Here is a 19,093-nt window from a genome sequence, read left to right as displayed (position 1 = left end):
ACGGCCTCAGCGCCGGGGCGCGAGGGTGATGAGCGACACCTCGGGCGGGCAGGCGAAGCGGATCGGCGCGTAGATCGAGTGGCCGAGTCCGGCGCTCACGTTGAGCGGGATCTTGCGGCCGCCGTGCGGCCAGGTCGACAGCCCGCGGGCTTGCTTCAGGGGAATGTCGCAGTTGGCGACGAGTGCGCCGACGCCCGGCACACGCACCTGGCCGCCGTGGGTGTGGCCCGCGAAGATCATGTCCGCGCCGCGGTCGGCGAAGCGGTCGAGCACACGGCGGTAGGGCGCGTGCGTGACGCCGATCGTGAGCTCGGCGTCGGGGAGCGAGTCACGCGTCGCGTCGAGCGCGTCCCAGTCGTCGAGATCGTGATGCGGGTCGTTCGTGCCGAGGAACCGCAGCCGGTGTCCGCGCACGTCGAGCGCGACGGAGTCGTTGTTCAGCGCGAACCAGCCGAGCTCGCGGTCGAGGAACGCGTCGAGTCCGTCGGTGTCGAGACGGGGCTCGTCGTGTGCCTTCTCAGACGGGCCGAGGAAATAGCGGAAGGGGTTGCGCGGCGAAGGCGCCCAGATATCGTTTGAGCCGTGCACGTGCACGCCCGGTGTACCCGCGAACGGGCCGAGAGCATCCTCGATCGCGGGGAGGGCGGATGGATGACCGAAATTGTCCCCCGTGTCGATGACGAGATCGGGCCGTAGGGACGCGAGCTTTGCGACCCAGTCGCGCTTGCGACGCTGCCACGGCGCGAGGTGCATATCGCTCAGATGCAGCACCCGGATCGGAGCCGTGCCCGGTTCGAGCACGCGCACCGTGTGGTGGCGCACCGTGAAGAGGAATCGCTCGACTCCGATGCCCCACACCGCGCTCGCGGCGCCGAGCGCCCCGGCTGCGGCGAGCGCGGTCGGCAGGACGCGGCGGGGCATCAGTCGTCGTTTCCGCGGCCGTTGTTGTTGCCGTTTCCGTTGCCGTTCTCGTCTCCGTCGTCGTCCGGATCGTCGCCATCGCAGCTCGGGGCTTCCCAGTAGATGCTGATGTTCGCGCCCTCGGGTAGTTGCGTGCCGGCACCCGGGTCGGTGCGAGTCACCGTCGCGCGCGACACGCCGTTGCTCTCGGAGCACGCGTTGTCGGCGAAGTTCGGGCTCAGTCCTTCGTCGAACAGCGCTCGGGACGCCTGCGCCGGTGTCATCCCCGTGACATCGGGAACGTCGATGGCGCCCTTGCCGTCCGAGATCTGCAGCGTGACGAGGCTTCCCGCGGGGGCCGTGCCGGAGGGCGACGTGCCTTCGACGAGACCCTTGTCCTGGTTGCCGGGGATCTCCTCGCCGACACGCACCCGGAAGCCCTCTCCATTGAGCACGCTGGTGGCCTCGTCGACCGACATCCCGGAGACGTTCGGGACGCTCTTCTCGATGACCTGGGTCAGGTTCGGGTCCGGCTCGGGGAAAGCGTCTCCGCCGTACTTGGCGTTCGCCGCGGCTTGGTTCTCGCGGGAGATTGTGTAGCGCAGGTTCGCTAGGCCTCGAGTGAAGAGGTTGTCCATATGCGGAGTCTCGGCGCCTGTCGTGAGGTCTACCTTGTCTGCGTACCACCACGCGGTATTCGAGTTGAAGTCTTCCTCGCTGGGGAAGACAACCGTCCAGTTGCCGACCCATGCGGCGGTCGTGACGTTCGTGGAGGTCTGCACCATCCAGCTCTGCATGTCTTCGTGGGTACCGGTCTTGCCGAAGGTGGCGATGCCGTCGCCGACGTTCGCGGAGAAGCCGGTCTGGCCGGGCTCCATCACGCGAGACATCGTGTACGCCGTGGTCGCGGCGACGTTCTCGTCGAGCACTCGCTCGCACTGCTCGTCCGGCATCTCGAGTTCCTCGCCGCCGGCATCGACGACGCGAAGGATTGCGGTGGGCTCACAGCGGATGCCACCGTTCGCGACCGCAGCGTACGCCGCGGCCATGTCGATCGGCGCGATGTTCGCCGAGCCGACGACGCTGAAGTAGTTGGTGTATCCGCTGAAGTCCTCGAGGGGCGTTCCGTCGCCGAGGGTGATGCCCATGCGCGATGCGACGCCGTGGATCTCGCACACGTCGAGCTGCGAGGCCATTGCGTAGAAACCGGTATTCAACGAAAGACCGGTGAAGTTGCGCACCGTGTCGACCCGGCCGCCGTCACCGTTGAAGTTGTCCCGCGGGTTTGTCGTGTAGCTGGGGATCGGAGCACCGTTGCACGTGAACGACAGGGACTGCCCCGCACGTCCGTCGAGGATCTCGTTCGCGCTGCGGCCGTTCTCGAGCCAGTCGATGATCGTGAACATCTTGTATGTCGAGCCCGCAGAGAAGCCGGTCGACGACCCATGATCGTCGTCGCCAGCGAACACGACCGACGTCTCACCCGTGACACGATTGCCCGTCTCACTGAACTTCGTGTTCTGCGCCATCGACAGGATGTTCCCCGTGTGCGTGTCGAGCTGCACGGTCGTCGAGCCGAGTCGCATGCTTTCGACATCCTGCGCGACGTTGTTCGCCATCGTCTGCTGGGCCTGCGCCTGAAGATCGCTGTCGAGCGTCGTGTAGATCTCGAGCCCGCCGCGGGTGAGGAGGTCGCCGCGCTCGTCGTCCGTCTCGCCGAACGCGTCGTCGTAGCGGTCGTCGTTGAGGATGGTGTTCTTCACGTACTGGCAGAAGTACGCAGAGCCCTCCGCCGCCGCGCATCCCTCATCGCGATAGGTGAGCTTGGGCTCGATCGGCTGCTCGTAGGCCTCGTCGTAGGCCTCCTGCGTGATGACGCCCTCGTTCAGCATGCGGGTGAGCACGTAGTTGCGGCGATCGAGCGTGAGCGCGTAGCCGTCTTCCGCGCTGTTGATGGGATTGCCGTCCGCATCGACCGTCGAGCCATCCTCGAGGTCGATCCGGTAGGTGTTCGGGTTCTGCACGATTCCTGCGAGCGTCGCGGCATGTGAGAGGCTCAGATCCTTCGCCGACGTCGAGAAGTAGCGCTTCGCCGCGGCCTCGATGCCGTACGTCGTACCACCGAAGTTCGCGAGGTTCAGGTAGCCGAGGAGGATCTGCTCTTTCGAGTACTCCTGCTCGATCGTGATCGCGTACCGCATCTCCTGCAGCTTGCGCTTGTACCCCTCGGTGCCGTCCGAGACGACGGCGTCGTTGTAGCACTCCGCCCGCTCTTCATCGCCCTCTGCCGTACGCTCGCACGCCTCGACCTGCACGTTCTTCACGTACTGCTGGCTGATCGAGGATCCGCCCTGCGTGTTGTCGCTGACGGCGTTGCTCAGGATCGCGCGGGTCGTCCCGATGAGGTCGACGCCGCCGTGCTCGTAGTAGCGCGGATCCTCGCTCGAGAGGATCGCGTCGTAGAGCGTCTGCGAGACCTCGTCGTACTCGACGGGCTCGCGGTTCTGGTCGTAGAACGAGGCGAGCTCGTAGTAGCCGTCGTCGTCCCCGCCATTCTTCGCATAGATCGTCGTCGGCTCCATGGGGCGGTCGACCTGGAGCGCGCCCGGGAGGCTGTCGAAGAGCGAGATCGCACTCGATGCCGCGTAGCCCGAGACGGCGATCGCCGGGGTCACTGTCGCGGTCACGAGAATGCCGGCGATCGCGCTGAGACCGACGAGGCCGAGAAGCCCGCCGAGCACGCCGCTGGCCGTCCTTTTCGCATGAGGCATAGGGTTGATGGTAGGGGAGAAGCCTGAGACGCGTCGTGCCCGCACACCGTTCTTCGACCCGATCCACAGCGTCCGAGCACACCGCTCGCCGCCGATACGACGGGAGATTTCGTGACCACCTGGGAGTACCTGACCACTCCGCTGATGATCCACAACACGGCCGCCATCCTCAACAACTGGGGCAAGCAGGGCTGGGAGCTCGTGCAGATCGTGCAGAACGCCGACGGCGGGCTCGTGGCCTATATGAAGCGTCCCTCCGGCGCGGGCGAGCAGAACACGGGGCTGGGCGCCGCGGCCGAGGCCGCCAAGCAGTTCGAGGGCGAGCAGTGACCGTCTCGCAGCGTCTCGCCGAGCTCGGGATCGAGCTGCCGAGCGTCGCGGCGCCCGTCGCGAGCTACATTCCCGCGAAGACGCACGGCGATCTCGTCTGGACCTCGGGACAGCTGCCTTTCGTGGCGGGTGAGCTGCCGCGGACCGGCAAGGTCGGCGGCGGATCCGTGTCGGCCGACGACGCGAAGGCCGACGCCCGCACATGCGCGCTCAACGCGCTCGCGGCCGCGGCCGACGCCGTCGGCGGCGCCGACCGCCTCACGGGAGTGTTCAAGGTGACGGGCTTCGTCGCCTCGGATCCGTCGTTCACGGGGCAGCCCGGCGTCATCAACGGCGCGAGCGAGATCCTCGGGGAGATCTTCGGCGAGGCCGGCGCACACAGCCGCGCCGCCGTCGGAGTCGCCGCGCTGCCGCTCGACGCCCCCGTCGAGGTCGAGGTGGCCTTCACCTTCGCGTAGCGCGCTTCGAATGCCGCAGATCGATCCATAGCCAGAGCCATGGATCGATCTGCGGCATTCGGCGTCTTCAGCGCATCTGCGAGCTACTTCACCTGCTTCGCGATGACGCTCATCACGGCCGTGTCGGCGAGCGTCTGCGTGTCTCCGACCTCGCGGCCTTCGGCGACGTCGCGCAGCAGGCGGCGCATGATTTTCCCTGAACGCGTCTTCGGCAGCTCGCCGACGATGTAGACGTCGCGGGGGCGTGCGATCGGGCCGATCTGCTCGCCGACCCACTGGCGCAGCGCGGTCGCGAGCCCCTCGGCCGTGTGCTCCTTGAGGAAGCTCTCCTTGAGGATCACGAACGCCACGACCGCCTGGCCCGTCGTCTCGTCATTCGCCCCGACCACCGCCGCCTCGGCCGTCGCGTCATGCGCCACGAGCGACGATTCGATCTCGGCCGTCGACAGGCGGTGCCCCGACACGTTCATGACGTCGTCGACGCGTCCGAGCAGCCAGATGTCGCCGTCGTCGTCGCGTCGAGCGCCGTCGCCGGCGAAGTAGTAACCCTTGTCGGCGAACATCTTCCAATAGGTCTCGACGAAACGATCCGGGTCGCCCCAGATCCCGCGCAGCATGCTCGGCCACGGCTCCGTCGCGACGAGAAGACCGCCCGCGTCGTTTCCGACCGTCTCGCCCTTTTCGTCGACGACGTCGATCGCGATGCCCGGGAGCGGCACCTGAGCGGATCCCGGCTTCGTCTCGGTCACGCCGGGGAGCGCGGAGATCATGATCGCGCCCGTCTCGGTCTGCCACCAGGTGTCGACGATCGGCGCCACGCCGGATCCGATGACGTCGCGGAACCACATCCAGGCCTCGGGGTTGATCGGCTCGCCGACCGAGCCGAGGAGGCGCAGACTCGAGAGATCGCGCTTCTGGGGGATCTCGCGCCCCTGCTTCATGAAGCTCCGCACGGCGGTCGGGGCGGTGTAGAAGATCGTCACGCCGTACTTCTCGATGATGTCCCACCACCGGCCCGGTTCGGGGAACTCGGGCGTCCCCTCGTACAGCACCTGCGTCGCGCCGTTCGCGAGCGGCCCGTAGGTCACGTAGCTGTGGCCCGTGATCCAACCGATGTCGGCCGTGCACCAGTACACGTCGGCCTCGGGGTGCAGGTCGAACACGTTGCGGTGCGTGAAGGCCGCCTGCGTCAGGTACCCGCCCGAGGTGTGCAGGATGCCCTTCGGCTTCCCCGTCGTTCCTGATGTGTAGAGGATGAACAGCGGGTTCTCGGCGTCGAACGCCTCGGCTTCGTGCTCGGCGGACGCCGTCGGGACGACGTCGTGCCACCACACATCGCGGCTGTCGGTCCATTCGACCTCCTGCTCCGTGCGCTGCACGACGAGGACCTTCTCGACCGTTGCCTGCTCGCCGTCGCCGCGATCCGAGAGCGCCTGGTCGACAGCGGGCTTGAGGGCGGAGGGCTTGCCCTTGCGGTATCCGCCGTCTGCCGTGATGACGACCTTGGCGCCGGCGTCGTCGATGCGGGCGCGCAGACTGTCGGCACTGAAACCGCCGAACACGACCGAGTGCGCCGCGCCGAGGCGGGCGACCGCGAGGAGAGAGGCGATCGCCTCGGGGATCATCGGCAGATAGATCGCGACCCGGTCGCCCTGCCCGACGCCGAAGCCCTTCAGGACGTTCGCGACGCGCTTCACCTCCTGGGTCAGCTCGGCGTACGTCACCGAGCGCGAGTCGCCCGGCTCGCCCTCGAAGTGGATCGCGACGCGGTCGCCGTTTCCTGCCTCCACGTGACGGTCGAGGCAGTTGTACGCGACGTTGAGCTTCCCATCGTCGAACCACTTCGCGAACGGCGGGTTCGTCCAGTCGAGCACGTTCGTGAACGGAGTGTGCCAGTGCAGCAGTTCGCGCGACTGCTCGGCCCAGAAGTTCACGCGGTCGGCCGACGCCTCGTCATAGATGCCGGGGCCCGCCACCGCGTTCTGAGTGAACTCGGGCGACGGCGCGAAGCGGCGATCCTCGTTGAGGAGGTGGTCGATCTGCGGGGACATGGGGCGCTCCTTTGCGACGTGGTGATGCGTGGACGGCGACGCGGCCGTGCCACGACGCTACGACGACCGGACGTCCGCGACCACCTCCGAAAGAAGCGAGCGGCGTGTCGGACGTGCGAGTCAGCGTGTCCACAACCATGGGATCCGCGAAGTTATCTGAGGATCCGCGGATCCGCGGACGCGGCGACTCGCCGACGATCCTAGCGTCGCCTGCATGCCCGAGCCGTTCATCATCCAGCCTCGTTCGAACCGCGAGACGCCGGCCTCTGCTGCGCGCCTCGATGAGGGGCCCGCGGGGCGGGGGAGGGGCGCTGATATCTTCGGCGCGCTCGCGCCCTACGTCGCCGATGACCGCGTGACCGATGTGTTCGTCAACGGATCCGCGGGGCTGTTCGTCGACCGCGGATCTGGAGCTGAGCGGGTCCCTGAGTGGAGGGCGTCTGAGCGGGAGGTGCGCGATCTCGCCACCGAGCTCATCGGGCGCGGCGGGCGACACGTCGACGATTCGGTACCCCTCGTCGACGTGCGGATGCCGGGCGGTGCGCGCGTGCACGTCGCTCTCTCGCCCGTCGCCGCGGCCGGAACGACGATCTCGATCCGTGTCCCGCGCCTTTCGCACGTCGACCTCGATGCTCTCGGCGCGGGCGGGGCGTTTCCGCCGGCCGCCCGCGAATGGCTCGGTGAGCTCGTCGCTCGCCGCGCGAACATCCTCGTCACGGGAGGAGCGGGCTGCGGTAAGACGACCTTGCTCTCGGCTCTGCTCGGAGCCGCAGCGCGCACCGAGCGCATCGTGACGGTCGAAGACGTCGCCGAGCTGCGGCCGAACCATCCGCATCACGTGGCTCTCGAGGCGCGCCAGGCCAATCGGGAGGGTGCCGGGGAGATCGGCCTCGCGCGGCTCGTGCGCGAGAGTCTGCGCATGCGGCCGGACCGGATCGTCGTCGGAGAGTGCCGCGGCGAGGAGATCCGCGATCTGCTCACGGCCCTCAACACGGGTCACGATGGGGGCGCGGGGACGCTCCATGCGAACGGCCTCGCCGACGTTCCTGCCCGACTTGAAGCGCTGGGAGCGCTCGCCGGCTGGGACGATCATGCCGTCGCGCGGCAGGCGTCCAGCGCCTTCGACGTCGCACTGCACCTCGCACGGAACGCCGATGGAGAGCGGCGTCTCGTGGCCGTCGGAGAGTTCCGGCATCGCGCGGGGCGCCTCGAGATCGAGGAGGTGCGGCCATGGGGCTGACCGGCAGGCAGGCGGAGGCCGCCGGGGAACCTGCCGCGACACTCCTGTCGCTCGCCGTGCTGCTGCAATCGGGCGCAAACCCTGCTGTATCGTGGCGCCATCTCGCCGAGAACGGCGATCCGGTCGCACAGCGTGTCGCCCAGCGCGTCGGCGAGGGATCCTCCGTTGCGGACGCGATCGCCTCCGAGCGTGGCCGCGAGGAGTCGTGGGGCGATGTCGCAGCGGCGTGGGAGACCGCCGAGACGGTCGGTGCTCCCCTCGCCGACACGCTCCGCGGCATCGCCGCCTCGCTGCGAGAAGTCGGCGAGCTGCGCGACGACGTGCGCGTCGCGCTCGCCGAGCCCATGGCGTCGGCGCGCCTCATGGCGTGGTTGCCCCTCCTGGGGCTCGTCGTCGGAACGGGGCTCGGCCTCGAGCCCCTCGGCGTGCTGTTCGGCACGACGCCCGGACTCGTCTGTCTGGCTGCGGGGATTGCGCTTGTCGTGCTCGCGCGCGTCTGGACGCGCCGGCTCGTGCGTGCCGCGCAGCCCGCGCCCGGCACGCCGGGCATGCGCGAGGAACTTCTCGCCGTTGCCCTCTCGGGCGGCGTATCGGAGGGCCGCGCACGCGAGGTTCTCGACCGCTGTGACGAGTGGACCGACGCCGTGCGATCGCCACGGGAGGCCGACCGGGTGCTCGCGCTGTCGCGCGCCGCGGGCGTTCCCGCCGTCGAGCTTCTCCGCGCGTCTGCGGCGCATGCGCGGTACCGCGCACGCGTCGACGGTCGGCTGCGTGGGGGTCTGCCGCACGGATAGGTGACGGTTTGTAGTCACGCCGCGAGGGCGACATCGGTGTTCATGATTGCTTCGTACTCGATGGGGGTCAAACCGTGGAGTCGTTTCTGGCGGCGACGGCGGTGGTAGGTGCGCTCGATCCAGGTGACGATGGCGATGCGGAGCTGTTCGCGGGTGTCCCAGGTGCGCCGGTTGAGGACGTTCTTCTGCAAGAGGCTGAAGAACGATTCCATGGCCGCGTTATCGCCTGCCGCACCGACGCGCCCCATCGATCCGACCATGCCGTGGTGGTGCAGGGTGCGGACGAGTTTGCGGGCGCGCAATTGCGATCCTCGGTCTGTGTGGACCACGCAGCCGGCGACGTGCCCGCGCCTGGCGACGGCGTTGTTGACGGCGTCGACAGCGAGACGAGCTTTCATCCGGTCGCTGATCGAGTAGCTCACGATCCGGTTCGAGCACACGTCCTTGATGGCGCAGAGGTAGAGCTTGCCTTCACCGGTGTTGTGTTCCGTGATGTCGCTGAGCCAGAGCCGGTTCGGGGCGTGCGCGGCGAACTCCCGGCGCACGAGATCGTCGTGGAGCGGAGGGCCGGGACGCCGGCTCTTCCCGCGGCGGCGCTTGCCGAACGCTGACCACCAGCCGTTGTCACGGCGGATCCGCCATGCCGTTCGCTCCGCCATGACCTCACCCGCGTCGCGGGCCTCGTCCAGGAGGAACCGGTAGCCGAACTCTGGGTCATCGCGGTGCGCGTCGAACAACGCGTTCGCGCGATGCGCTGCGACGAGTTCGGCATCGGTGATGGGGTTCGCCAGCCACCGGTAGTAGGGCTGGCGAGCGAGCTTAAGCACCCGGCACGTCACCGCGACGGGAACACCGTCCACGGCGAGCTCGGTCACGAGCGGGTAGAGCCTTTTCCCGGCAGGTTCGCCTGCGACAAATACGCCGCCGCACGCCGCAGCACCTCGACCTCTTGCTCCAGGAGCCGGATCCGCTTCCGCGCTTCCCGCAGCTCCGTCCCTTCGGAGCGGGTCGCGCCCGGCTTCGCACCCTCTTCGACCGCGGCACGCCGCAGCCACTTCTGAAGCGTCATCGGGTGAACCCCGAAGTCGGTCGCGATCTGCTCGATAGCCACTCCGGGCTCGCGGCTCCTCGCGACGCGCACGACGTCGTCACGGAACTCGCTCGGATAAGGCTTGGGCACGATGACATCCTTCCAGGCTGCCCTGCCGGGCAACCCAACTCAGATGTCACCTACCGGTGCGGCAGACCCGATCCCAACGTCGAGCTGTCTGATCACGCGGTCGGACACTCCCCGCGGTGGACTGTCGACGAAGATCCACCAGCTCGTTGACGATCACGGCCTGCCGCTGGTGATCGCCGTCGCGCCGGGCCAGTCTGGCGACGCCCCTCGCGTTGCTGCCGCTGCTGTCCAGGCTCCGTGTCGCGCGCCCGGTGGGGCGCCCCCGCACCCATCCGGACGTGGTCCGTGGTGGCAAGGCGTACTCGTCGCGAGCGATCCGTGCTCATCTGCGCGGCCGCGAGATTCGGGCGGTGATCACGCAGCCGCGGGACCAGCAGTCGCATCCGAAACGACACGGGTCGCGCGGAGGCCGAGCACCTGGGTTCGACGCGGTCGACTACAAGGGACGCAACCTCGTGGAGCGGCGCTTCTGTGACGTCAAGCAGCGGCGAGGGCTGGCGACGCGCCACGACAAGCTCGCGTTGTGTTCCGCGCCGCGGTCGTGCTAGACGCGGTAATCGCCTGGAGCCAAAGATGTTCATGAGACATGCCCTAGTCGATGCACCCACTAGCATGGCAACGTAAACACGGCCATCCCGTGCGGGCTGTACCGCAACCATGCTGGCAGAAGGGCTGACATCATGACCGCGCCCACTCGAACAAACGACCTCCCAACACCACTCATTTCTCCTATTGCCGATCGAGCAGGGACGGCCCGCGCACTCGCAGGCATCCGCCTCGATGACGGCGAGCGTGCTGGAGGAGTGTGGTCTGCGCCTGGACGGGTGAACCTGATCGGCGAGCACATTGACTACGCCGATGGCATGTGCCTTCCCATCGCTATTCCGCAACGGACGTTTGCACGTGTGTATAGACGAGACGACGGAATGTTGCATCTCAGCTCTAGCCAGGAGACCACCGTGACGAGCATCGCCTCGGCCGATATCCGTAACAATGCGGACAGGGGCTGGCACCGATACGTACTCGGCGTCTTATGGTCCATGAGTGACTGGCCCGGGGCGGCGGACATCATAAACGGAGGCCTCGACATCCATATTGATGGACACGTGCCGTATGGGTCCGGACTCTCATCCTCAGCCGCCTTGGAGTGTGCCGTCGCGGTCGCCGTCGCCGAATTGGCAGGCACGCCCTTTGACGGCTCGCGGGAGGAAGAGGAAGTGCGTCGACGTCTAGCGACTTACACAATCCGAGCCGAGAACCAGTACGTCGGTGCACCCACAGGAGGCCTTGACCAATCAGCAAGCCTGCGGTGCAAGAAAGACGAAGCTCTCCACCTTGACTGCGCCTCGTGGAGTACGCAGTCGGTACCAATCGATATGACAGGTGCTGACCTGGTGCTTCTCGTTATCAACACGAACGTCTCGCACTCGCATGCGGACGGAGGCTACGGGGATCGACGTCGCAGCATTGACAGCGCGAGCGAACGCCTCGGCGTTCCTAGCCTTCGGCACGTCTACAACGGCGGGCAACAGGAATGGGCTTTGGAGGCGCTTCGGCCGGCCCCGATCCAACAGCGCCGTGTTGCGCACGTGCTCACTGAGATGGAGCGAACTGATCGTGCGGTCGCGGCACTGCGCGACTCCGACTGGACTACATTTGGCACCTTGATGCGCGAGTCCCACGCTTCTCTTCGTGATGACTTCGAGGTGTCGTGCGATGAACTCGACACTGCGGTGCAGACTGCTATCGAAGAGGGGGCGATTGGTGCCCGGATGACGGGCGGCGGCTTCGGTGGCTCGGCAATTGCGCTCGTCCCCGCACGCCTGACCGAATCGATCGCGAAGGCCATAACTGCACGCTTTGAACGCGAGCCCGGCTGGGCGTCACCTGACTTCTACATCGGAACGCCCTCGGACGGTGCGGGGAGGGACCTTTGACGCTCCTTGAGCAAGTCGACAAACGACCTCGGCGAGGTTCAGGGTTGATTGAACGTCTGAACGTCATCGCGACGGTTGGCGAACGTGAGGTTTTCCAGTCCTACCATCTCACCAGAGAACACGGAGCGATCCGCGCGAAGCTCCACTCGCCCGCTGACGATGACCTTGCAATTGACGTTGTGCACGAGCATCCCGATCAGCTGAGTTTCGAACTGACCACATCATCTCTGTTCTCGGGCGTGCGAATCGAGTACGTCACCGAACTGGACAACTTCGACCGCGTCATATTCCCAGACACGGGGCGTTGGTTCGTCAACAGCCTGAGTCCGATCTCTGCCTGGCGGTTTCGAGAGACAACCGCTGTCCGAATCAACTCTTTCGCCACGCCGGTGTTCGTCTTCGAGCATCTTGGTGGTGACGCCGCCTCTGCGATAGGTCTGCTTACCGAGACGCGCGAGATGGACATCCGAATTCACGAGCCTGCTTCGAACCGGGCACTCAACGTGCAGCACCGAAGGTTCCGAGTCGAGTACGAGCTCGGGCCGACAAGCGCAGCGTCCGGCGCGGGGCTCAAGTTTGGGTGGGTGAGTACCGGGGTAGCGGTGCACGATGCATGGTTCGACGCGCTCCGGAGATTTAGTGATCTCGAGCAGGAGTGGCTGTCGGTCGAGTACGCGCCAGACGCATCATCTTTAGCCCCGTACTGGTGCAGCTGGGTTGACTGGAGCTCTGATCAGATGGATCAGACGGTGTTCACCGACAACGTCAAAGCCGGGCTGGACCTTGGATTCCAGAACTTCGTTCTTGATGACGGCTGGTTCGGCCCGGGACTGGACTCCGACTACGACACCGTCCTGAACATCGGCGATTGGCAACCCGACACAGTTCGCTTTCCAGACATGTCGGAAATGTTGGAGGAGCTTCACGTCGCTGGAGCGAAAGTGCTTCTCTGGTGCGCTCCTCATGCGGTCGGACCCGCTTCCAACTCATACGGCATGAACGCTGGGCTCCTCGTCGAGGACTCAACCGGTACACCGATCATCAACTCCACCATGTTCTACTCCTTGTGCTTCCGGTCCCGAGAAGCTCGGGCGAAGATGCTCAGCGTCGTCGAGAACCTCGTGGCCACGTATCAGATTGACGGGCTCAAGTTCGATCTGTTCAACTGGCTCCCCAGCGAACCTTGCGCTGGCGTCCATCATCACCACGACACTGAGTCCGCGATGGCGGGGCTGGTGACGCACTTAGCAGAGGCTCGCGAGCGCGTCGACCGTATTGGTCGCCCCATGACCATCGAGCTCAAGCAGGACTACGCCTCTCCGCAGGCGGCTGTGGCGGGAACGGTGGTGCGTGCGGGCGACGCGCCATACGCGTCCAAGACGAATCTCGATCGCATGGTCTACATGCAGGCGCGCAACCTCCCCGCACTGAACGACTACCAGACCTTTCCCCCTTCGGTCGATGCGAACAATGTCGCCTTGATCGGAATGCGGATGATTGCGGGTGGGATTCCAGCCTGGGGCAAAGACCTTAGGTCTCTCACGTCATCGCAGCGCAATGCAATGCTGTCTGTGCACCGGTGGTATAGGTCACTTCGCGATCGAGGGCTTCGTCATGTTCGTGACTACGTCGGCGACGGACTTGCGCTGATTCCACTTGAGGCAGGAACGGTGTTGGTGCAAACGGAAGCGCGCCGCATAGCCGATCTTCCCTCTTCATGTGTGGAGCTGGCCAACGCTTCCACTGATTCGACCGTCACTGTCTTCTCGGAGGTGGACAGAGTGATTGTTGGCCGACTCGATCTGACAAACGGCGCACATTATCACGATAACGAGATCGTTCCAGCCGGCACGAGCAGAATCCCACTGTCAACCGGCCACGTCGCGGTGTTCCTGGAGTCCGAAGGAAGATGATGAAACGAGGGCCGATGTCTACAAAGAACGCCTTGCGGGGTGTGGCGATGACGATTGGCGCAGCACTACTGGCGACGACAACAACTGCCTGTGCCAGTGACGATGGCGCCGTAGATGTGGTGATTGGCTATCAGAGCGAGACGATCAACACCGTCACGGCGGGGTCTCTCCTCAGGTCCCGCGGCTACTTCGAGCAGGCCCTCGCCGACGAGACAAGCAAGACCGGGGTGCGCTACAACGTCACGTGGGAGGACTACGACACAGGTGCTCCGATCACAGCGCAGATGCTCGCCGGAAAGATCGACATCGGGTCGATGGGTGACTTCCCGCTTGTGCTGAATGCATCGCGAACCTACGCAGACGCTGAGGCGCGAACCGAGCTCATAGCAACAACCGCTTTCAACATCTCAGGCGGGCTCAACGGAATCGTGGTCCCGTCGGATAGTGACGTCTCCTCGTTCGAGGAGCTCCGTAATGCAGCGATCTCGACGTCGGTCGGATCAGCAGGGGACGGACTGCTTGACCAAACAATCGACGGCGCCGGGCTGCAGCCATCTGATGTGAATAGGCAGAATCAAGCCCCGAGCGTAGGGGCCACCTCATTGAAGGCCGGCAGCGTCCAGGCCTACTCGCAGTTCGCTCCGTGGCCAGCGCAGGTAGTCTGGAATGAGAACGGCCGACTTCTGGTCGATGGAGCAACAACTGGGAACCCGACGTTCCACGGGGTAGTGGTGCGGCAGAAGTATGCCGAGGCTCAACCTGCTGTGGTGCAGGCGTTCATCAAAGGTATGAGCGACGCCACCGACTACCTTCATGCGAATCCGTTGGCGGCGTCCCGTGAAGTCGCGGCTACGACGGGTCTTCCGCTGGAGGTGGTGTACCTCTACAACGGGCCGTACGGGATAGCCAATTTCAACATGGCCCTCAAACCATCTCTGGTCGCGGCTCTTCAGACCGACGCAGAATATCTCCGTCAGACTGACCGCATAACCGACGGTCACCTCTCCAGCTTCGCGAACGAGACCTACGTCAAGCAGTTGTTCGGGTCAGACTACCAAGCAATGGTCACCTCGGAGGTCAACCTGGCCGCCTCAGAACCGGTGGAAGAAGGCTGCACGGCGCCTCTCGGCACCGACGCTGCGCCAAGCGCGGTTCTCTGGAGCGATGAAGACAAGACTTCCTTCTACGCGACCCCCGAGTGTCTACTGTCGGCAACGTCCTCCGCCGACGCGCCGTTTAGGGCGGCATACATCTCCGATGGCCTGACAGGAACACGCTGGTTCGCGGAGAAGAGCGAGTGGGTCTACGACCCAGGCGCTCCGGCTGGTGCCCGGTGGGCAGCGTTCGCGACTGCAGAGAACGCGTCGACATACCGTTCCACGAGGCCAGGTAGCCGGCAGTTCTCTTTCGAAGAAGCACAGCAACGATCACAGGATAACGGCTGATGGTCACGGTCCAGCGTGAGAAGCGCAGCCTGAACAGCACGACAAGACGCTGGGTGAGATCTCCGAGGACGATCCTTACACGCTTGTTCGTAGTGGCAGTCGCCCTGCTGACGTGGGAGGTGCTGTCTGTCACGGGGGTCCGGCTCTGGTTGTCATTCGACAAGCTCCCGCCCCCCAGTTCAGTCGCTCTCGTTCTCGTTCAACAGCTTGGGACGTCGGTCTTCTATCAGGACATCGGCGCGAGTCTTGCACGGATCGCGATCGGTTTCCTGCTGGCGTGTGTTGTTGGGGTGATCCTCGGTATTCTGCAAGGGCGTAGCGCCCTCGTAGAGAACACCGTCGGCACTCTCGTGGAGATTGTACGACCCATCCCAGCCATCGCGCTCGTCCCAATCGCCCTCTTGCTATTCCCCACGAACGAGCAAGGCATCGTAGCGATTACGTTCGCTGCAGCTGTTTTTCCGATTATCATCAGTACGAAGAGCGCCGTGCGAACGCTCCTGCCCACATGGGATGAAGCAGTTCGAACCATGGGTGGTAGTCGAACGACGGTCATTCTTCGAGTCGTCTTGCCCGGTGCATTACCGGGCATATTTGCAGGCTTCTCCGTCGGTCTCGGGGTGTCTTGGGTGTGCGTTATCTCAGCCGAAATGATCTCCGGACAGTTCGGTGTCGGCTACAGGACGTGGCAGGCGTATACCTTGGTCGATTACCCGTCAGTGATCGCAGGAATGGTGGTCATCGGGCTGCTCGGGATGATGACGACCGGACTCGTCACATACCTCGGGAGACGATCTACCACTTGGGCCGAAAAGGGGGCAGGAAATGAGTAGTGCGACCATCACGCTCAAAAGTGTTTCGGTCGACCTGGGTGAGCGAACAATTCTAGACGGCCTATCCGCAACGTTCGCGGCGGGAGAGATCTCAATCGTCCTCGGCCCATCAGGATCAGGTAAGTCAACGATCCTGCGCGTCTTGGCAGGACTGCAACGGATCGACAGTGGTGCTGTCGTCGTCGGCAGTACACCGATCACTGGTCCATCCGCCAGCAGAGGCCTCGTCTTCCAGCACGATGGTCTCTTGCCCTGGCTGAGTATTCAACAGAACGTCGAACTCCCGCTCAAGATCGCCGGAGTTCCCAGGCTCGAACGGAGACGCCGTGCTCTAGAGATCCTGGATGAAGTCGAGCTCTCCGGGTGTACGAGGATGCATCCGAGTGAGCTCTCGGGCGGTATGAAACAACGGGCGCAGATTGCTCGGGTTCTTGTAACCCGGCCCAGCGTCCTGCTCCTCGACGAGCCGTTCAGCGCGCTCGACGTCCGCACCAGGGCTGCGTGCCAGCAGCTGCTCCGACGCGTTCACGCTGAACATCGCCCGACCGTTGTATTCGTCACCCACGACCTCGAGGAAGCGAGTTCGTTGGGCGGCCGCCAACTCATTCTCACGGGACGGCCCGCGACCAGGCTGGTCCCGTTGCCGGACATTGATGAGCCGGCGTCAGGAGAGACACTCTCACTGAACGAGATGCATGCGCGTCGGCTCAGATTGCTGGACCTGTTCGCTCTGGAGGAAGGACAACTATGAGAGAGAAAACCGCGCTATCGATGGGAACTGTGGCCCCAGTTAGCGGGCTCCTAAGTGTTGTCGTTCCGATGTACAACGTGGAAAGGTACCTATTTGCCTGTCTGAATTCCTTATCGCGTCAGAACATCTCGCTTCAGGTGATCATGGTTGACGACGGATCCACGGACGGGAGCCAGGACATCGCGCATCACTTCGTGAAAACGGACGCGCGCTTCCAGCTCCTTATCCAGCCCCACGGAGGCCTGAGCCAAGCGCGCAATACTGGTGTGGATGAGGCGACGGGGGAATTTCTTGCATTCTGCGACGCGGACGACCTCGTTCCCGACGGTGCGTACGAGAATTCGACCCGAATACTTCACGAGACCAGCGCGGACTTCGTTTCGGGTAACGTGCTCAGGTTCAACTCGAAGGAGGCTTGGCCGCACCCGCGTTATCGAGACGTATTCGGTACCGACCACGAAGAGGTGCACATAACGGTGAACCGAGATCTCATCCTGGACCGGATGGCCTGGAACAAGGTCTTCAGACGGAAATTCTGGGACGAAGCCGGTCTTGAGTTTGAGCTGTCGGCGTACGAAGACGCTCCGGTTATGCTAGCGGCGCATTTGAGGGCGCGTGCAGTTTCGATCACGTCGAGCGTCGCCTATCACTGGAGGGTGCGCGACGCTGGGCCGCGCTCGATCACACAGCGTCTCCACGAACCTGAGAATATCGCCGCCCGAATGCGGATGGCTTTAGAGAGTGCTAGGGTGGTCCGTCAATATGATGCGACTCTCTTGCGTGAGTTGGGGCACGATATTACGCTCGGTGACTTCAAGGTCTTGCTTGACGCGGTGACGCAGTTCCCTAAAAACGATTACGATCAGGCTCTACTCCTCGCAAGCGAATTCGTCGCCGCGCTTGATGAGGAGACAATGAAGTCGATGCCGCCCGAGAATGTGGCAATTCTACGTGCCCTTCAGGAAAAAAGTGGGATGATTTTTCTTCAGGCGTTCGCATCAGATGACGTTGTGTGAGCCGTGGAAAGGAATACTCCCGAGCCTTTGAGTGTCGGGCGCATTCTGTGCCAGAACTCTCATTATCGACGAATCTTCTTTGCTCAGATAATTTGTCAGGGTGGGGACTGGTTCACGATGATTCCGCTTATCCTGCTGATGCAACAGCTAACAGGCAGTGGCTCACTCGGTGCAGTTCTTCTGAGCGTGGAGACTTTTGTCATCGCCGGCTTGTCGCTCGTAGCGGGCTCAGTGATCGACCGATTCGATCGCCGCGGAATTCTGATTCTGTGCATGTTCGGATCGTCCCTCGCAGTCGGTTTGCTCTTTCTGGTCACTTCAGGGGGGACGGCGTGGTTTGGCGTCGGCACCTACGCCCTTCTAGCGGTCGGTAAGTCGTTCTTCACTCCGGCAGTCAACACCGTCGTTCCCGACATTGTGGAACCGCGTGGACTACTGGCCGCGACAACGGGACTGGGTTCAGTATGGGGCGTGATGCTCGTGGTTGGATCTTCCCTTGGCGGGGTCGTGTCGAGTTTCGCGTCACCGTATGTATGCTTCGGCGTGACATTCCTGGGGTACCTTGTCGCAGGCCTTATGCTCACGCGTCTTCCCAAGCTGCCTGTCGACGGCAGGATGGCTCAACGTCCGCGATTCTCTGGACTGACGTCCGATGTTCGCTCGGTATTCCGTGTGGCTAAAAGAAGAAGTTCCATTGGTAGTTTGATCCTGGCGAAACCCGGCACAAACATTGGCAATGGTGTGCTTGCCGTATTTCCTTCTATCGCGTTGGTTCTGTCAAGCGATGAGCCTGCACTGGTCGCGAGCCTTCTATATGCAGCGCGCGGCGTGGGCGCTTTGACCGGACCGATGTTCGCGAGGTGGGCCGTGCGTGCAGGCCTCGCCCTGCGCACTGCAATCTTCATCTCCGTGGCCTGCTTTGGTGCGGCGTATGCCCTGATGTCTTTTCAGACGCTCAGTTGGCTCGCGATCTCTCTTGTGATTCTCGCGCACGTCGGCGGGAGTGCGACAGCGTCGTTAAGTAGTTACGGGCTGCAGGTAGAGGCGCCAGAGGATCTGCGCGGTCGAGTATTCTCGGTCGACAATATGTTCTCGATGCTCGCGATCGGAGTCAGCCAGTTGGTAGCTGCCGTTCTGATCACAGTCATGGCTGATCGTTCGATAATCTTGACGTTTGGTCTCGCGGTTCTCGCGTACGCATTCGTGTGGCGTCTCCTAGGCCGTCAGACCGAGGGCAAGTAGGCGCGTTTATGGCGTGAGAATACGACGCTACTGACGAGCGGTCCGGCGGAGCTTCGTGCCTGAACTAGCCTCGATCTTTCATCGAATTGTTGGGGAGGCGCGTTCTGAAGCGCCCTGAGTTTGTTGGAGGCTCCTGACCTTGGAAACGAGGATGGAGTTATGCCGAAGGAACTGGCGAGTGGGAAGCCGACGACGCGTCGCTACTCGGACGAGGAGAAGGCCGCCGCGGTGC

At 64.1% G+C, this 19,093-nt stretch carries 15 protein-coding genes and 1 pseudogene; 12 read left to right on the top strand and 4 right to left on the bottom strand.

The window, feature by feature from the left end; genetic code table 11:
* Window positions 1-6: 6 nt before the first annotated feature.
* Window positions 7-921: a metallophosphoesterase gene (locus C0012_RS12365; protein WP_110590494.1), complete on the bottom strand. Its 915-nt coding sequence runs from the start codon at window positions 919-921 to the stop codon at window positions 7-9.
* Window positions 921-3,671 carry a transglycosylase domain-containing protein gene (locus tag C0012_RS12360; protein WP_110590493.1) on the bottom strand — a complete coding sequence of 917 codons (2,751 nt, stop codon included), beginning with the start codon at window positions 3,669-3,671 and terminating at the stop codon, window positions 921-923. The genes C0012_RS12365 and C0012_RS12360 overlap by 1 nt, the downstream gene beginning before the upstream one ends.
* A 111-nt stretch (window positions 3,672-3,782) precedes the next feature.
* On the opposite strand from C0012_RS12360, the gene C0012_RS12355 reads away from it, so the two are divergent.
* Both C0012_RS12355 and C0012_RS12350 read left to right on the top strand, forming a co-directional pair.
* Window positions 3,783-4,001, top strand: coding sequence for a DUF4177 domain-containing protein (locus tag C0012_RS12355; protein ID WP_110590492.1), 219 nt, complete (start codon window positions 3,783-3,785; stop codon window positions 3,999-4,001).
* Window positions 3,998-4,459 carry a RidA family protein gene (locus tag C0012_RS12350; RefSeq protein ID WP_110590491.1) on the top strand — a complete coding sequence of 154 codons (462 nt, stop codon included), beginning with the start codon at window positions 3,998-4,000 and terminating at the stop codon, window positions 4,457-4,459. The genes C0012_RS12355 and C0012_RS12350 overlap by 4 nt, the downstream gene beginning before the upstream one ends.
* Window positions 4,460-4,542: 83 nt before the next feature.
* Here the strand turns inward: C0012_RS12350 and acs are convergent, their stop codons facing one another.
* Window positions 4,543-6,510, bottom strand: a complete 1,968-nt coding sequence (gene acs, locus C0012_RS12345; RefSeq protein ID WP_110590490.1) for an acetate--CoA ligase — start codon at window positions 6,508-6,510, stop codon at window positions 4,543-4,545.
* 214 nt (window positions 6,511-6,724) lie between these two features.
* Here acs and C0012_RS12340 point away from each other — a divergent pair, with 214 nt between their 5' ends.
* Both C0012_RS12340 and C0012_RS12335 read left to right on the top strand, forming a co-directional pair.
* Window positions 6,725-7,750 (top strand): TadA family conjugal transfer-associated ATPase, encoded by a 1,026-nt coding sequence (locus tag C0012_RS12340; protein ID WP_110590489.1) that lies wholly within the window; start codon window positions 6,725-6,727, stop codon window positions 7,748-7,750.
* On the top strand, window positions 7,741-8,544 hold the full coding sequence (locus tag C0012_RS12335) for a type II secretion system F family protein (RefSeq protein WP_110590488.1): 804 nt from the start codon (window positions 7,741-7,743) through the stop codon (window positions 8,542-8,544). Before C0012_RS12340 ends, C0012_RS12335 begins: the two co-directional genes overlap by 10 nt.
* 14 nt (window positions 8,545-8,558) lie before the next feature.
* On the opposite strand, the gene C0012_RS12330 is transcribed toward C0012_RS12335, so the two are convergent.
* Window positions 8,559-9,724 (bottom strand): IS3 family transposase gene (locus tag C0012_RS12330; RefSeq protein ID WP_110590487.1). Its coding sequence is split into 2 segments (ribosomal slippage): window positions 8,559-9,437 and window positions 9,440-9,724, totalling 1,164 coding nucleotides; the frame shifts between segments, so codons are not numbered across the junction.
* Window positions 9,725-9,805: 81 nt separating this feature from the next.
* Between C0012_RS12330 and C0012_RS12325 the strand changes: the two are divergent.
* The 8 genes and pseudogenes from C0012_RS12325 to C0012_RS12290 all read left to right on the top strand — a co-directional run.
* Window positions 9,806-10,307 (top strand): annotated as a pseudogene (locus C0012_RS12325) (transposase); the annotation flags it as partial.
* Between the two features lie 97 nt (window positions 10,308-10,404).
* Complete coding sequence (galK, locus tag C0012_RS12320) at window positions 10,405-11,661, top strand: galactokinase (protein ID WP_198411142.1); 1,257 nt, start codon at window positions 10,405-10,407, stop codon at window positions 11,659-11,661.
* A gap of 44 nt (window positions 11,662-11,705) precedes the next feature.
* On the top strand, window positions 11,706-13,574 hold the full coding sequence (locus C0012_RS12315) for an alpha-galactosidase (RefSeq protein WP_110590485.1): 1,869 nt from the start codon (window positions 11,706-11,708) through the stop codon (window positions 13,572-13,574).
* 14 nt (window positions 13,575-13,588) lie between these two features.
* On the top strand, window positions 13,589-15,019 hold the full coding sequence (locus C0012_RS12310; protein WP_162621960.1) for an ABC transporter substrate-binding protein: 1,431 nt from the start codon (window positions 13,589-13,591) through the stop codon (window positions 15,017-15,019).
* Window positions 15,019-15,852: an ABC transporter permease gene (locus C0012_RS12305; RefSeq protein ID WP_110590483.1), complete on the top strand. Its 834-nt coding sequence runs from the start codon at window positions 15,019-15,021 to the stop codon at window positions 15,850-15,852. Before C0012_RS12310 ends, C0012_RS12305 begins: the two co-directional genes overlap by 1 nt.
* Window positions 15,845-16,603, top strand: coding sequence for an ABC transporter ATP-binding protein (locus C0012_RS12300; RefSeq protein ID WP_110590482.1), 759 nt, complete (start codon window positions 15,845-15,847; stop codon window positions 16,601-16,603). The genes C0012_RS12305 and C0012_RS12300 overlap by 8 nt, the downstream gene beginning before the upstream one ends.
* Window positions 16,600-17,619 carry a glycosyltransferase gene (locus C0012_RS12295; RefSeq protein ID WP_110590481.1) on the top strand — a complete coding sequence of 340 codons (1,020 nt, stop codon included), beginning with the start codon at window positions 16,600-16,602 and terminating at the stop codon, window positions 17,617-17,619. The genes C0012_RS12300 and C0012_RS12295 overlap by 4 nt, the downstream gene beginning before the upstream one ends.
* A 3-nt stretch (window positions 17,620-17,622) precedes the next feature.
* Window positions 17,623-18,861: an MFS transporter gene (locus tag C0012_RS12290; RefSeq protein WP_110590480.1), complete on the top strand. Its 1,239-nt coding sequence runs from the start codon at window positions 17,623-17,625 to the stop codon at window positions 18,859-18,861.
* The last annotated feature ends 232 nt before the right edge of the window (window positions 18,862-19,093 follow it).

Origin of the sequence: Microbacterium suaedae (assembly GCF_003254645.1) — a bacterium.
Classification (GTDB): Bacteria; Actinomycetota; Actinomycetes; order Actinomycetales; family Microbacteriaceae; genus Microbacterium; species Microbacterium suaedae.
Note: the sequence above shows the minus strand (reverse complement) of the source record. Positions and strands in the feature narration are given on the sequence as shown.